Raw genomic sequence first — 13,519 nt, 5'->3', positions numbered from 1 at the left:
GCACAGGTTCAATGTGATTCCAGCCACGGCGAGCCGGTGGTTTTCAGACGGATCATGTCGATCAGTTGCCGCAACCCCGGCTGCGACTGCCGGCGGCTCGGGTAGTACATGCACAGCGGCGCGCCGATGCAGGTCCAGTCGGGCAACACCTGCACCAGACGGCCGTCTGCCAGCTCCGACAGCACGCGATTTTCCAGGCAATAGGCGATGCCCACGCCTTGCAGCGCTGCGTCGACGATGGTCTGGGTGTCAGCCGCACTGAAGTGGCCAGGCACGTCGAGGCGTTGCTGGCGGGCGCCGTTGCCCAGTTCCCACTTGTAGGTGGTCTTGTCGCCCAGGTACATGCGCACACAGGAGTGCGCGAGCAAGTCCTTGGGTACCGACGGCGTTCCGGCCTGCTTGAGATACGCGGGGGAAGCGACCATGATCCAGCGCAGCTCGCCCGTCAGCGGCACGGCCACCATGTCCTGGGGCACCGTGGCGCCATAGCGGATACCCGCGTCGTAGCCTTCGGCGACGATGTCGAGCATGCGGTCATCAATCATCACGTCCAGGCGCAATTGCGGGTAAGCGCGGGTGAAATCACCCAGGATGGGCGAGACAAGCAACACGGCCGCATCCCGTGGCACGTTCAGGCGCAGCCGGCCGATCGGCGCCTCGCGGTACAGTTCAAGGGTATCGAGGCCGTCCTGAATCGTCGCAAAGCCGGCACTGAGTTTTTCCGCGAGCACAACGCCCGCATCGGTGGGCTCCACGGCACGACTGGTGCGGTAGAGCAACTTGACCCCCAGGCGGGTTTCCAGGTTGCGCATGGTGTGGCTCAAGGCCGAAGTGGTGACGCCCAGTTCATGAGCGGCATGCCGGAAACTGCGGCGACGGATGATCGCCATGAACACATTCAGGTCGGCCAATTCGGAACGGTTGAACGCAGCCATATCAAGCACCTTTTGTGGGGTTTGGGTTGCACGCGCCGTTGAGCCCGATTCAACCTCGGATGATCTAGAGTAATCGTTTTTTTACTGATTGTTTCTGGCGGAGGCTTTTTTCATGAGTATCGAAACCATCAAGATCCCGGGCATCGACAAGGCCGTTTCGCGGATTGCCCTGGGCACCTGGTCCATGGGCGGCTCGATGTGGGGCGGTGCCGACAATGAGGTCTCGATCAAGACCATTCGCCACGCGCTGGACAGCGGCATCAACTTTATCGACAGTGCGCCGGTGTACGGCCTTGGGCTGTCTGAAGAACTCATCGGCCGCGCCCTGCACGGTGTGCGCCACAACGCCGTGATCGCCACCAAGGCCGGGCTGCAATGGGACGATGGCACCGTGCGCCGCAACGCCACGGCCCAGCGCATCCGCAAGGAAGTCGAAGACTCGCTGCTGCGCCTGGAAACCGACTACATCGACCTCTACCAGATTCACTGGCCTGACCCGTTGGTGGCCCAGGAAGAGACCGCCTGCGAGCTGGAAAAACTGCGCCGTGAGGGCAAGATCCTCGCCGTGGGTGTGAGCAACTATTCGCCCGCGCAAATGGATGACTTCCGTCAGTACACCCACCTGGACACGGTGCAGCCACCCTACAACCTGTTCGAGCGGGCGATCGACAGCGACATCCTGCCGTACGCCAAGCAAAACGCCCTGGTGGTGTTGGCCTACGGTTCGCTGTGCCGGGGCCTGCTGACCGGCAGCATGCACGCCGCCACGCGCTTTACCGGGGATGATGTGCGCAAGCTCGACCCGAAATTCAAGGCGCCGCGCTTTGAGCAATACCTGGCGGCGGTGGCGGCATTGGACGTGTATGCCCGCGAATGCCACGGCAAGTCAGTGCTGGCCCTGGCATTACGCTGGGTGCTGGACCAGGGCCCGACGATTGCGCTGTGGGGCGCCCGGCGCCCGGAGCAACTGAAAGGCATCGAGGACGCATTCGGCTGGCAACTGAGCGCCGACGACCTGCAACATATCGACCGTATTCTCGCCAGCACGATAAAAGATCCGGTAGGGCCGGAATTCATGGCCCCTGCCCAGCGTTAACCTTTGCGACAGGGATGTCTGCGGTTGCAAAACAACAGAAGACATCCCTTTGGCGTTGAGGTTTTTGGCATGAAGCGCGGTACCGTATTCAAGACTGTCGGTGGTTTGTTGTGTGTGGTGGCATTGGCGGGCGCCTGGAAGTGGCGGGGCAATCCCGATGCGCTGTGGCAGATCGTCAGCCGCCAATGCGTGCCTGATCAGAACCAGCACCACAATCCCAGCCCGTGCCTGAAGGTCGATCCGGACAAGGGCTATGCACTGCTCAAGGACCTCAACGGCCCGTATCAGGACTTGCTGATTCCCACCGATAAAGTCACCGGCATCGAAGACATCGCGCTGACCCGAAACCTGCTGCCGCATTACTTTGCCCAGGCCTGGAAAAACCACGATGTTCTCTCCGCCGGCCTGCAAACGCCGATTGCCGACCGCTTTGTGTCGCTGGCGATCAACTCGCGTTATGGCCGCTCGCAAAACCAGTTGCACATCCATATCGCCTGCCTGCGGCCCGACGTGTTCAACGCCCTTAACGAACGCGCCGCGACCCTCAACGAGCAATGGCAAACCCTTCCGGTAAAACTGCTGGGGCACACCTATAGCGCCCGCACCATGTCGGCAGCGGACTTCGACCTGCGCGACCCGCTGGCGATCTTGAATGAGTACGCGCAGGCCCAGGGCGACGCCATGGCCGGCTACAGCTTGCTGCTGACACCGGGTGCGAACGGCAACTTCGTGCTGTTGACTACGCGGTTGACGCTCGAGGAATGGAACCTGGCGTCTGCCGAAGAGCTGCAAGACCACCAGTGCAACCTGATGGGCAAACCACCACAACGACCTGTTTTAGCTGTTAACGACATCCGGTGAAATTTGCCGTTGAACGAGTGTTCAGTTTCAATTATGTTGGCTGCACCCCCTGCCTGGTAACAGGCGGGCTTGCGCTTTTTCTGATTGAACGAGAGGCACTGGCATGCGGTTTTCACCCTTTGTTGAGCGAATTGCAGGGCAGGGCGTAGCCGCCTGGGACATTCACCACGCCGCCTTCCAGGCCAGCAGCAAAGGCGAAGACATCATCATCCTGAGTGTGGGCGATCCGGATTTCGCCACACCCTCGTTCATCACCGACGCCGCCGTCGGCGCCCTGCGCCAGGGCGACACCCACTACACCGAAATCCCCGGCCGCCCGGCACTGCGCGACGCCATCGCCGCCCGCTACAGCAAATCCTTGGATCGTCCGCTGAACGCTGAAAACGTCATCACTGTGGCCGGTGCGCAGAACGCCTTGTTCGTCACTTCGCTGTGCCTGTTACAGGCCGGTGATGAAGTGATTGTCCTCGACCCGATGTACGTCACCTATGAAGCCACGCTCAAGGCCAGCGGCGCGACGCTGGTGCGAGTGCCGTGTTCGGCCGACTCGGGTTTTCGCCTTGATCCGGTGTTACTCGCTGCCGCGATCACGCCCCGAACCCGGGCGATTTTCTTTTCCAACCCCAACAATCCCACCGGCGTGGTGCTCAACCCCCAGGAGCTGCAAGCGATTGCCGACCTGGCGATCGAGCATGAACTGTGGGTGGTGGTAGACGAGGTCTACGAAAGCCTGGTGTTCGATGGCGAGTACCACAGCCTTGCCGCGTTGCCGGGCATGGCCGAGCGCTGCATCGTGATCGGCAGTCTGTCGAAATCCCACGCGATGACCGGCTGGCGCATCGGCTGGATCATGGCTGAACCTGCCATGGTGGCCCACGCTGAAACCCTGGTGTTGAGCATGCTCTACGGCTTGCCAGGGTTTGTGATGGAAGCCGCGACGGCTGCTGTGCTGGCCCACGATGAAGTCACTCAGGGCATGCGTGAAACTTACCGTCGCCGCCGTGACCTGGTGGTGGCGGGCCTCAGCGGTTGCCCGGGCATCCACGTACGCGCTCCGCAAGCCGGCATGTTCGTGCTGGTGGATGTGCGGGACACCGGCCTCAGCTCCCTGGATTTCGCCTGGCGCCTGTTTCGCGAAGCGGGGGTTTCCGTGCTGGATGCGGCGGCGTTCGGCGAGCCGGCCCAGGGCTTTGTGCGGCTGTCGTTCACCCTGGGTGAAACCCGGCTGGCGGAAGCCTGTGAACGCATCAGCCGCTTCGTTGCCAAGCTGTCCCGTGAACCACGAATAGAACCTGCGGCGAAAATCATCAGCGTGCAGCCGGTTGCGGCGAAGAAGATGATCGAGGTGCTCGACCTGCACAAACGCTTCGGCAACATCGAAGTGCTCAAGGGCATCTCCCTGACGGCCCACGAAGGCGAAGTGATCTCGCTGATCGGCGCCAGCGGCTCGGGCAAAAGCACCTTGCTGCGCTGCATCAACATGCTCGAAGTGCCGGACCAGGGCAGCATTCACGTCGACGGTGAAAGCATCAAGCTCAACTACGGCCGGCCCGGCGCACCGCTGGTGGCCGACGCCAAACAGCTGGTGCGGATTCGCTCGACACTCGGCATGGTGTTCCAGAATTTCAACCTGTGGCCCCATCGCACGGTCCTGGAAAACCTGATCGAAGCGCCGATCCAGGTGCTGCGCGAAAGCCGCGCCGAAGCCATCGAACGCGCCGAAGCCTTGCTCGACCGGGTTGGCCTGGCCGCCAAGCGCAACGAATACCCGGCGTTCCTCTCCGGCGGCCAGCAGCAACGGGTGGCTATCGCCCGCGCCTTGGCCATGCGCCCCAAAGTCATGCTGTTCGACGAACCCACTTCGGCCCTCGACCCGGAACTGGTGGGCGAAGTGCTGCGGGTGATTCGCTCCCTGGCGGAAGAGGGCCGCACCATGATCCTGGTGACCCATGAAATGGCGTTCGCCCGGGACGTGTCATCCAAAGTCGCGTTTTTGCATCAAGGTCTGATCGAGGAAAGCGGCTCGCCGGACTCAGTGTTTATCGACCCACGCAGTGAACGTTGCCGGCAGTTCGTCAACGCGCATCAAACTCGCTAACTCCAAAATAAGACGGGGCAAGATCATGAAATCCAAACGATTGGCAAAGTGGTTGAGCAGTGCTGTGTTGATGCTGGCGGCAGGTACGGCGTTGGCGGCGGAGAAACCCATTGTGTTCGCGGTAGCGGCGGAACCCTACCCACCGTTCACGGTGAAGGGCGGCAATGGTGAATGGTCCGGCTTTGAGGTGGACCTGATCCACAAGCTCTGCGGACTGATGAAGGCAGAGTGTCAGATCAAGGAAGTGGCGTGGGACGGGATTATTCCGTCGTTGCTGGCGAAGAAAATCGACGTGATTTTCTCCTCGATGTCGGTCACCGAAGAGCGCGAAAAACAGATCGCTTTCAGCCGCGCCTACTACGACTCGCTGCTGGGCATCGCTGGCCCCAAGGGCACCACCGTCGAGGTCACGCCGGCGGGTTTGAAGGGCAAGATCATCGGCGTGCAGATCTCCACCGTCAGCGCCAACTACCTGAAGAAGTACTACGAGAACATTGCTGACCTGAAGTACTACGACACCCAGGAATCGGCCAACGCCGACCTGATTGCCGGGCGCACCGATCTGATGATGGCCGACGGTGTCGCCATCGCCATGATGGTCAAGACCCCTGAGGCCCAGGGCCTGGCGGAAATCGCCGAAGTGCCTTACGACCCGATCATCGGCCGCGGCGTGGGGGCTGGCCTGCGCAAGGAAGACACCGAACTCAAGGCTCGCCTGGACAAAGCCATTGGTGAGTTGCTGGTGAGCAAGGACTACGCTGACCTGTCCCAGAGCGTGTTTGGGGTATCGGTCAGCCCGTGCAAACGGGCCGACACGCCTGCCTATGTGAGCAAAGTCTGCGACAGCCCCTACACAAACTAACCCGGTAGAAAGGGAGGGCCTGTGGCGAGGGAGCTTGCTCCCGCTGGGGTGCGAAGCGCCCCCAAAAAATGGGCCTGCTGCGCAGTCCAGCGGGAGCAAGCTCCCTCGCCACAGCAAGCTCCCTCACCACAGGTTCACTGCGTGTCATCGAAATAGGGAGCCGCGATGTTCGATCTACTCAACTTCAGCGAGCAAGGCTGGGGCAATGCTCTGCTCAAAGGGCTATGGATGACCCTGCAGATTTCCGCCGGTTCGTTTGCGGTGGGGCTGTTGATCGGCCTGGTGGTGGCCTGTGCCAAACTCAGTGCACCGCGCCCGATAGCCCTGCTGATGCGCGGCTACACCACGGTCTTTCGCGCAGTGCCCGAGTTGCTGCTGATCCTGCTGCTGTATTACGCAGGCTCCATGGGCCTCAACGCGCTGATGCTGTGGCTGGGGTTTGCGCAGTTCAACATCAGCGGCCCGCTGGTAGCGGTCCTGGTACTCGGGCTGGTGCAAGGTGCGTACGCCTCGGAGATTTTCCGCGCGGCGATCCTCGCGATTCCCCACGGCCAGATCGAAGCGGCGCGGGCCTTTGGCTTGAGCGGCGTTGGCCTGTTCCGTCGGGTGACCCTGCCGATCATGGCCCCGTATGCCCTGGCCGGGATGTCCAACCTGTGGATCAACCTGATCAAGGACAGCGCGCTGATCAGCGTGGTGGGTACCAACGAACTGCTGTACACCGCCAAACAGGCGGCGGGCTCGACCCGGCATTACCTGTTGTTTTACCTCACGGCCGCCGCCTTGTATTACCTGGTGACATTGGCCTCCAACTACCTCTCCGGGCGCCTGGAACGACGTATTCGTCGCTGGATGCCGGTTGTCGAGTGAGCCGCACATGCCTGAGTGGATAAGTTATTACGCAGGACTGATCGCCAAAGGTTTGCAGACGACCCTGTCGTTGCTGGTGATTTCGGCAGTGCTCGGCTTCGCGTTGGCGGTGCTGGTAGCCCTGGCGCGGCTGTCCCGGCGCAAGTGGCTGGCCCGCTGTGCGCTGGGGTACACCAGTGTGCTGCGGGGCACGCCGTTGCTGATCCAGATCTATATCTTCTACTACGGCCTGGGCAGCCTGTTTGCCCAGTTCCCGATGATTCGCGGGAGTTTCCTCTGGCCGTTCCTGCGGGACGGTTACTGGTACATCGTGTTTGCCCTGGTGTTGTCAGTGGGCGCGTACGTCGGTGAAGTGATTCGCGGCGGCCTGCTGGCGGTGCCCAAGGGTGAGATGGAAGCCGCCTCGGCGTTTGGCATGACGCCGCGCCAGGCCCTCTTGCGGGTGCGCTTGCCACGGGCCATGCGCCTGCTGTTGCCCACCCTGGCGGGGGAGACGGTGATGTTGCTCAAGTCCACCGCACTGGCTTCAACCATCGCCGTGGTCGACCTGCTCGGCGCCGCCAACGTGGTGCGCGCCCAGACGTTGCAGATCTACCAGCCGCTGCTGTTGGTGGCCGGGGTCTACCTGTGCCTGACCTTTTTGATTGAAGCCCTGTATGCCGTCGCCGAGCGGCGGGGCACACCGTTGCGCAGGTCTGCCGGATGAAAACCGATCGCTCGTTGCAAGGGATTGCCCTGTGCTCGCTGGCCTATGCGTTCCTGGCGTTGCAGGACGCCGGGATCAAATGGCTGGTGGCCGACTATTCAGTGTTCACCATCCTGTTCTGGCGCAGCCTGGTGGTGGTCGCCGCGTGCGTGATCGCCGGGCGCCTGGGTTTGCTCAAACGCGCCTGGAACTCGGTCAGCCGCAAGCTGCTGATCATCCGCGGCCTGCTGTCACTGCTGGCCTGGCTGCTGTACTACACCGCCGCCAAGGACCTGACCCTGGCGGAGATGACCACCCTGTATTTTTCCGCGCCGATCATGGTCACGCTGCTGGCGGCGCTGATCCTCAAGGAACGCGCCAGTCGCGGCCAGTGGATTTCGCTGATCATCGGCTTTTTCGGTGTGGTGATCGCCTGTCGCCCCAGCAGCATGGTCGACCCGCTGCCAATCGGCCTGACATTGGCCGCCGCACTGTGCTGGGCATTTACCTATATCCAGTTGCGCCAGGTGGACGACAGCACCTCGGTGCTGGAGCAAATGCTGATCACCAATGTGGTGTTTGTGATCTGCATGGCGGTGACGCTGCCCTGGACCCACACACCGTCGCCGACCCCGGCGTGGCTGGGCATGCTCGGCGCCGGGCTGGTGGGCGGGATTGGCCAGTTCCTGCTGTTTGCGAGTTTCCGCCGGGCCACGGCGACGCTGCTGGCGCCGTTTGAGTACACCGGGTTGATCTGGGCCTTCCTGTTGTCGAGCCTGATCTGGGGCACCTTGATGGACATGTCGCTGATTTTCGGCGCCGCGCTGATCGCCGTCAGCGGCACCCTGGCCATGCTCAGCGCCCGGCACCCCGTGTCACCAGACGTGGTCGGCGCCGAATGCTCCGTGACGCAGCCCCTGTATCCAGCAGCGGCAGATGTGCAGCCCGTTGCCGGGGCTGAAGGTGCCGGGGTTGAGGCACCACTCAAGCCAGAGTCCGTCGAGCATCGCCGATAAACCGATGGCGGCCAGGCGCGTGTCGTGGATCACGAAGCCTTCGCTTTGGGCCAGGTCATCAAGCAATTGACGGATCAGTTCAAGGTAGGCGCGGTAGCTTTTTTCATGGGAGTCATTCACGTGCTGGGAGTGGCGGATCAGGCTCCAGAACACCACCCAGACGCCCAAGAGTTTCGGGTCCATGACCCGCGAGGAAAACGAGCCGGCGAGGAATGCATCCAGCCGCGCTGCTGGACCCTCGGCCTGGTCGACTTCCTGCCAGAGGGCGGTGGTCAGTTCGCTGGCGAGTTTGTGGTAGGTCTCGGCGATCAATGCATCGATGCTGCCGAAATGGTGATTGAGCAATCCCACCGAAACCCCGGCTTCAGCGGCGATGCGCCGCACGGAAATGCCGGCATGCCCGTCCCGGGCGAGGCTGGTGAGGGTGGCGGCAATCAGCAGGTCGCGACGGTCTTCGGTCACAGGCACATCCCAGATGGTTGAACGTGTGTTCAATATATACCTGCAGAACCAACAAGAGGAGGGCAACGGCATGGCAAAAGACCTTTCGTGGCAAGTCCCCGGCGATTCCGGGAACACCCTGCACATCGGCGCCTGGCGCTTCGAGGGTGACGGCAGCGGGCCTCGGGTGCACCTGCAAGCCGGGGTGCATGCCGATGAAATCGCCGGGATGCTGGTGTTGCATCAACTGCTGCCGCGTTTGCAGGCGTGTCAGGACCGGGGGCAGCTCAAGGGCTCGGTGACGGTGGTGCCTCAGGCTAATCCGTTTGGCATTGGGCAGTTTCGCCAGGGGCGGTTGTTGGGGCGGTTTCATGAGGCCACCGGGCAGAACTTTAATCGGGCGTTTGATCATTCGTTGGCCATGGAGCGGCCGGCGAGCAACTTGGCGCAATGGCAGAAAAGTCTGGTGCAGTTGGCGGCTGATGCGGAGTTGGTGCTGGATCTGCACACCGATGATGAGGCGCTGCCTTATTTGTATATCCATCGCAGCTTTTGGCCCGAGGGCCAGGTGTTGGCGGCGGCGTTGCAGGTGGATGTGGTGATTGTCTGGGATGAGGGCGGTGATGGGTCGTTTGAAGAGACGATCATTGATCACGGGAAGCCGCGGTTGGCGGCGACGATTGAATTGCGTGGGCAGGCGGATGTGAGTGATGCCTTGGCCGGGCGGGATGGTGACGGGATCTGGGCTTGGCTTTGTGCCAGTGGGGTGATTGATGAGGCGCCGGTGATTGCCGAGTGGCGGGGGCAGGTGGTGGATATGGGGTGTATGGAGACCATTCTGGCGCCGTGTGCCGGGGTGTTGGTGTTTGAAAAAGGGTTGGGTGAGCAGGTGGAAGAGGGTGAGCGGTTTGCGCGGATTATTCGGCGGCCTGGGGATTCGGCGTCTGAAGTTGTGCTGCATGCGGCGCAAACCGGGCGGATGGTGACGGGGCATCGGGAGCGGTTGGTGGCACAGGGGTCGGTGGTGGCCAAGTTTACCGGGACGCGGTTGTCTGAGGGGTACAGCGGGGGGGTGTTGGATCCTTAGGCGGGAGTACATATCCGTTATTTGGGTAACGGCTGGTATTGGTTCCGCTCTTACAGCGGCTCACTTTTGAAGAGCGCAAAAGTAAGCAAAACGCTCTTGCCCCACCACTCGGCTCCTCGCCTAGGCTCGGAGTGCCCTCACTCCGGCTTTGGACCGTGGGCCGCCGTCATGGGCCATCCTTGGCCCAGGACGGCTAACCCGGCGTCCTGCCGGGTTACCCACGCTCCAAAGCCTGCGTTCGGCCAGCGTGGTTTAACGGGGCGCCTAAGATCAAGATCAAAAGCAGATCAAGAGCACAGCGGCCTACCGGCCGGCTTGAGTGTTGAAGAGCAAAATCAAAAGCTAAAGCGGGCACGGTCAAAAATGTGGGAGCGGGCTTGCTCGCGAAGGTCGTTAACGATGACGCGGGCATTCTGGATGAACGCGGCGCCCTCAGGTTTTTCGCGAGCAAGCCCGCTCCCACAGAAAAGCAGCTTTGTTTTCGCTCTGGTTTTTGCTTTTGCTTTTAACACTCAAGCCGGCCGGTAGGCCGCTGTGCTTTTGCTTTTGATCTTGATCTGACTGCCCCAATAAGCCCGAGGCCGAACGCAGGTATTGCGGAGCGGGTAAACCGGCAGGACGCCGGTTTAGCCGCGCCGGGCCATGGATGGCCCGTCGCGGCGGCCCGCTTCGCGGTGCCGGAGTGAGGGAACACCGAGCCTAGGCGAGGTGCCGACAGGCGGGGCAGAGCGTTTTGGTTACTTTGCCGCTTTTGTGTACGGACCGGACACATGGTGGACACATGTGCGGGGACATGGTTGACACATTATGGACCATAGTCTGGCTTGCTCACGTCGATTGTTCGTAGGAAGTGATGGCAAAAGTAGACGTCAAAAAGCCCATCACTTTCAGGATTAGGACGTATGGCGAGATGATGCCCAGCCAGACCCTTAGCGATGCTGAAATAGCGTTTCTGAAAGCGGAATCGGCTGTGATAAGCCTTGGCCAATACGTCGTCCGGTCCGTATTCAAACTCCGATAACTGCTGTGGGTAAGCCCATGGGCTAGCTCGATACCGGTCCATCGGCACCTTGTAGTCCAACGCTTGATGAGGCCGTTGCAAGTTATAAACCTCACGCCATTGATCAAACGCTGTTTGAGCTTCCTTGATCGTGGAAAACTGACGCCCATCAAGCACTTCGGCCTTGAGTGACCGATGGAAACGCTCAATCTTTCCATTGGTTTGGGGGTGGTAAGGGCGGCTGAAGCTGATCCGAATTCCTAAGCGAATCAACCAGATACTCAGCTCTGTGATTTCGCCAGGATTGCGTGGCGAGCCCCAGGGCGGGCCGTTATCGACGTTGATGCGAGCCGGTAATCCGAAGCGCTGGAACACTTCGATCATTTTCTCTTTCACCGTGGTCCCACGCTCGTTATCACAGGCCTGAATCGCCAGGTTGAATCGCGAGTGGTCGTCCAGCAGGGTCAGGGGATGGCATCGGCCTTGTTGCGTCGGGAAATGCCCTTTGAAGTCCATCTGCCAAAGATCGTTAGGCGCATCGTGTTCAAATCTCAACTTTGCCGCTTGTTCCTTCTGAGCAGGCTGAATTAGCCCGTGTCGGTGCAGAACATTAGTAACGGTGCTGGGAGCGATTTGTTTTTTCAAAATGCTGCTGATCGTGCGCCCACCCCACGCTGGATGCTCTTGCCTGAGCGCTATGACCGCCGTCTCTAGAGTGGTGTTGGTCAGCTTGGGGCTGGTGACAGGTTTGCGGGACTTCTCTTGCAGCCCCGACCGGCCTTGCGTCTCGTAGCGATCGAGCCACTTGTACGCCGTTTGGGGGCTGATACCGAATCGTCGACACAGTTCTCGTTTATTACTGCCGGGTTGCCGCGCCAAGGCGACAAACTCTTCTTTCAGGCTCATGGCATCTCTCGTGTTCCAGGGCATGATGGTTTTCCGGCAAAGTTAGCTCGCCGAAAAGTGTCCACCATGTCCCCGCACACCCGTCAACCATGTGTCCGGTCCGTACACGCTTTTGCAAAGTGACTCGCTGTAAGAGCGAAACCATAGGCAGCCGTTACCTAAATAACGGATATACCCCAAAAACCCCGCCAATGTTCAATCTAGAACCACTGCATGTTCAGCATCATCCAGCAGCCCAACGCCCGCAGCCTCGACTACAGCAAGACCACCAAGCAGGTCAGTCATTCCTCGGAGCAAATGCGCCTGACAGTAGGGGGCAGACCAGCGCAAAAACCGTGCAGGTCAATGCCAACAAGTTGCAGAAGCAGGTGGCGCTGTTCGACGTCAGTGGGGCTGCGGCCTGACCAGGCCGCGTTTTTCCAGCAGCAGGCGCTCCAGTTCCTTCATCGGCAGCGGCCGGCTGAACAGATACCCCTGGATCTGATCGCAGCCGGCTTCCCGCAGAAACTCCAGCTGTGCCTGGGTTTCCACGCCTTCGGCAACCACTCGCAGCTTGAGGCTGTGGGCCAGTTCGATGATGGTGCGGGTGATCGCCGCGTCCTGGGGGTTGCTGGTGACTTCGCGGATAAACGCGATGTCGATTTTCAGCGTATCAATCGGGAACCGCCGCAGGTAAGCCAGGCTGGAATAGCCGGTGCCGAAGTCGTCAATGGAGATCTTCACCCCCATCGCCCGCAGCCGTTGCAAGCTGTCGATGGTGTGTTGGGTGTTCTCCATCAACGAGCCTTCGGTCAGTTCAACCTCCAGCCAATGCGCCTCAACGCCGGCATTGGCAAGTGATTGGGCGATATCGGCAATCAGGTCGCCCTCGATCAATTGATGCCCCGAAACGTTGACCGACACTTCCACCGCACCCACCGCGCTGGATTGCCACGTCGCGATCTGGCGGCACACGTCGTCGATCACCCAACGCCCGAGCGTCACGATCAACCCCAGGCTCTCCAGGATCGGGATAAACACCGCCGGAGACACCGCACCGTACTCGGGCCGATCCCAACGCAACAAGGCTTCAAGCCCGCACACCTGACCGCTGTCCAGCTCGATCTTGGGTTGGTAATGCAGCACGAACTCTTCGCGCTCGACGGCCAGGTGCAAGGCTTTTTCCAGCTCCAGGCGCGCCAGGTCATGCACATTCAACCGGGACGTTTCACGCTGGTGATGTTGCAGTTGCTGCTCCAACAACAGGCTATGGTTTTTCAACTGATCGCCGTGGGCCTTGAGCCGTAGCAGGTTGCGTACCCGCAGCCACAACTCGACCCGCTCCACCGGTTTGCTGATGAATTCTTCAGCACCGGTTTCCAGGCCACTGAGCCGCGCGCTGGATTCGCTCAGGGCCGAGAGCATGATGATCGGAATGTTCGCCGTGGCCTGGTTGCCCTTGAGCTGGTTGGCCACTTCGTAACCGTCCATGCCCGACATCATGATGTCCAGCAGGATCAAGTCCGGCGGCCGTTGCGCCACCATCTGCAAGGCTTCTTCACCACTGGCGGCACTCACGGTCTGGTAACCCTCGTGACGCAGCAGGGTTTCCAGCAGCTTGCGCACCTGGATTTCATCATCGACGATCAAGAGCGTTGCGGGTTGGCTGGCCATGGAGAGGAC

The 13,519-nt window shown here is 60.9% G+C and carries 11 protein-coding genes and 1 pseudogene; 8 read left to right on the top strand and 4 right to left on the bottom strand.

What is annotated here, in order from left to right; genetic code table 11:
* Positions 1–8 precede the first annotated feature (8 nt).
* Positions 9–935 carry a LysR family transcriptional regulator gene (locus ACUN0G_RS29295; protein ID WP_445575062.1) on the bottom strand — a complete coding sequence of 309 codons (927 nt, stop codon included), beginning with the start codon at positions 933–935 and terminating at the stop codon, positions 9–11.
* Between the two features lie 112 nt (positions 936–1,047).
* Here ACUN0G_RS29295 and ACUN0G_RS29290 point away from each other — a divergent pair, with 112 nt between their 5' ends.
* The 7 genes from ACUN0G_RS29290 to ACUN0G_RS29260 all read left to right on the top strand — a co-directional run bounded on the left by ACUN0G_RS29290 (position 1,048) and on the right by ACUN0G_RS29260 (position 8,423).
* Entirely contained in the window at positions 1,048–2,031 is a 984-nt protein-coding gene (locus ACUN0G_RS29290; protein WP_258346055.1) for an aldo/keto reductase, read from the top strand.
* A gap of 69 nt (positions 2,032–2,100) precedes the next feature.
* Positions 2,101–2,892, top strand: a complete 792-nt coding sequence (locus ACUN0G_RS29285) for a CDP-diacylglycerol diphosphatase (protein ID WP_445575061.1) — start codon at positions 2,101–2,103, stop codon at positions 2,890–2,892.
* 103 nt (positions 2,893–2,995) lie between these two features.
* Positions 2,996–4,990 carry an aminotransferase class I/II-fold pyridoxal phosphate-dependent enzyme gene (locus ACUN0G_RS29280; protein WP_445575060.1) on the top strand — a complete coding sequence of 665 codons (1,995 nt, stop codon included), beginning with the start codon at positions 2,996–2,998 and terminating at the stop codon, positions 4,988–4,990.
* 25 nt (positions 4,991–5,015) lie between these two features.
* The gene (locus ACUN0G_RS29275; protein WP_063030288.1) at positions 5,016–5,852 is read left to right on the top strand and encodes a transporter substrate-binding domain-containing protein; all 837 of its coding nucleotides are present in this window, start codon (positions 5,016–5,018) and stop codon (positions 5,850–5,852) included.
* Between the two features lie 165 nt (positions 5,853–6,017).
* Positions 6,018–6,722, top strand: coding sequence for an ABC transporter permease (locus tag ACUN0G_RS29270; protein ID WP_258346057.1), 705 nt, complete (start codon positions 6,018–6,020; stop codon positions 6,720–6,722).
* A gap of 7 nt (positions 6,723–6,729) precedes the next feature.
* Positions 6,730–7,428 carry an ABC transporter permease gene (locus ACUN0G_RS29265; protein ID WP_063030284.1) on the top strand — a complete coding sequence of 233 codons (699 nt, stop codon included), beginning with the start codon at positions 6,730–6,732 and terminating at the stop codon, positions 7,426–7,428.
* Positions 7,425–8,423: a DMT family transporter gene (locus tag ACUN0G_RS29260; protein ID WP_445575059.1), complete on the top strand. Its 999-nt coding sequence runs from the start codon at positions 7,425–7,427 to the stop codon at positions 8,421–8,423. The genes ACUN0G_RS29265 and ACUN0G_RS29260 overlap by 4 nt, the downstream gene beginning before the upstream one ends.
* Here ACUN0G_RS29260 and ACUN0G_RS29255 read toward each other — a convergent pair.
* Positions 8,379–8,957: pseudogene (locus tag ACUN0G_RS29255) on the bottom strand (TetR family transcriptional regulator C-terminal domain-containing protein); the annotation flags it as partial. The gene ACUN0G_RS29260 and the pseudogene ACUN0G_RS29255 overlap by 45 nt on opposite strands.
* Between ACUN0G_RS29255 and ACUN0G_RS29250 the strand changes: the two are divergent.
* Positions 8,956–9,951, top strand: a complete 996-nt coding sequence (locus ACUN0G_RS29250) for a succinylglutamate desuccinylase/aspartoacylase domain-containing protein (RefSeq protein ID WP_258346059.1) — start codon at positions 8,956–8,958, stop codon at positions 9,949–9,951. The pseudogene ACUN0G_RS29255 and the gene ACUN0G_RS29250 overlap by 2 nt on opposite strands.
* Before the next feature lie 805 nt (positions 9,952–10,756).
* Here the strand turns inward: ACUN0G_RS29250 and ACUN0G_RS29245 are convergent.
* Together ACUN0G_RS29245 and ACUN0G_RS29240 are read right to left on the bottom strand one after the other, a co-directional pair.
* Positions 10,757–11,881, bottom strand: coding sequence for an IS481 family transposase (locus ACUN0G_RS29245; protein ID WP_445573294.1), 1,125 nt, complete (start codon positions 11,879–11,881; stop codon positions 10,757–10,759).
* Between the two features lie 360 nt (positions 11,882–12,241).
* Positions 12,242–13,510 (bottom strand): GGDEF/EAL domain-containing response regulator, encoded by a 1,269-nt coding sequence (locus ACUN0G_RS29240; protein ID WP_445575058.1) that lies wholly within the window; start codon positions 13,508–13,510, stop codon positions 12,242–12,244.
* Between the last annotated feature and the right edge of the window lie 9 nt (positions 13,511–13,519).

This window comes from Pseudomonas sp. 32A (genome assembly GCF_052682255.1).
The sequence above is the reverse complement of the archived record's forward strand: the minus strand, read 5'-3'. Positions and strand labels throughout refer to the sequence as shown.

Bases quoted from the DNA above. Each gene is read 5' to 3' on its own strand.
- ACUN0G_RS29295 (WP_445575062.1), bottom strand. From the start codon at position 935: ATGGCTGCGTTCAACCGTTCCGAATTGGCCGACCTGAATGTGTTCATG.
- ACUN0G_RS29290 (WP_258346055.1), top strand. From the start codon at position 1,048: ATGAGTATCGAAACCATCAAGATCCCGGGCATCGACAAGGCCGTTTCG.
- ACUN0G_RS29285 (WP_445575061.1), top strand. From the start codon at position 2,101: ATGAAGCGCGGTACCGTATTCAAGACTGTCGGTGGTTTGTTGTGTGTG.
- ACUN0G_RS29280 (WP_445575060.1), top strand. From the start codon at position 2,996: ATGCGGTTTTCACCCTTTGTTGAGCGAATTGCAGGGCAGGGCGTAGCC.
- ACUN0G_RS29275 (WP_063030288.1), top strand. From the start codon at position 5,016: ATGAAATCCAAACGATTGGCAAAGTGGTTGAGCAGTGCTGTGTTGATG.
- ACUN0G_RS29270 (WP_258346057.1), top strand. From the start codon at position 6,018: ATGTTCGATCTACTCAACTTCAGCGAGCAAGGCTGGGGCAATGCTCTG.
- ACUN0G_RS29265 (WP_063030284.1), top strand. From the start codon at position 6,730: ATGCCTGAGTGGATAAGTTATTACGCAGGACTGATCGCCAAAGGTTTG.
- ACUN0G_RS29260 (WP_445575059.1), top strand. From the start codon at position 7,425: ATGAAAACCGATCGCTCGTTGCAAGGGATTGCCCTGTGCTCGCTGGCC.
- ACUN0G_RS29250 (WP_258346059.1), top strand. From the start codon at position 8,956: ATGGCAAAAGACCTTTCGTGGCAAGTCCCCGGCGATTCCGGGAACACC.
- ACUN0G_RS29245 (WP_445573294.1), bottom strand. From the start codon at position 11,881: ATGCCCTGGAACACGAGAGATGCCATGAGCCTGAAAGAAGAGTTTGTC.
- ACUN0G_RS29240 (WP_445575058.1), bottom strand. From the start codon at position 13,510: ATGGCCAGCCAACCCGCAACGCTCTTGATCGTCGATGATGAAATCCAG.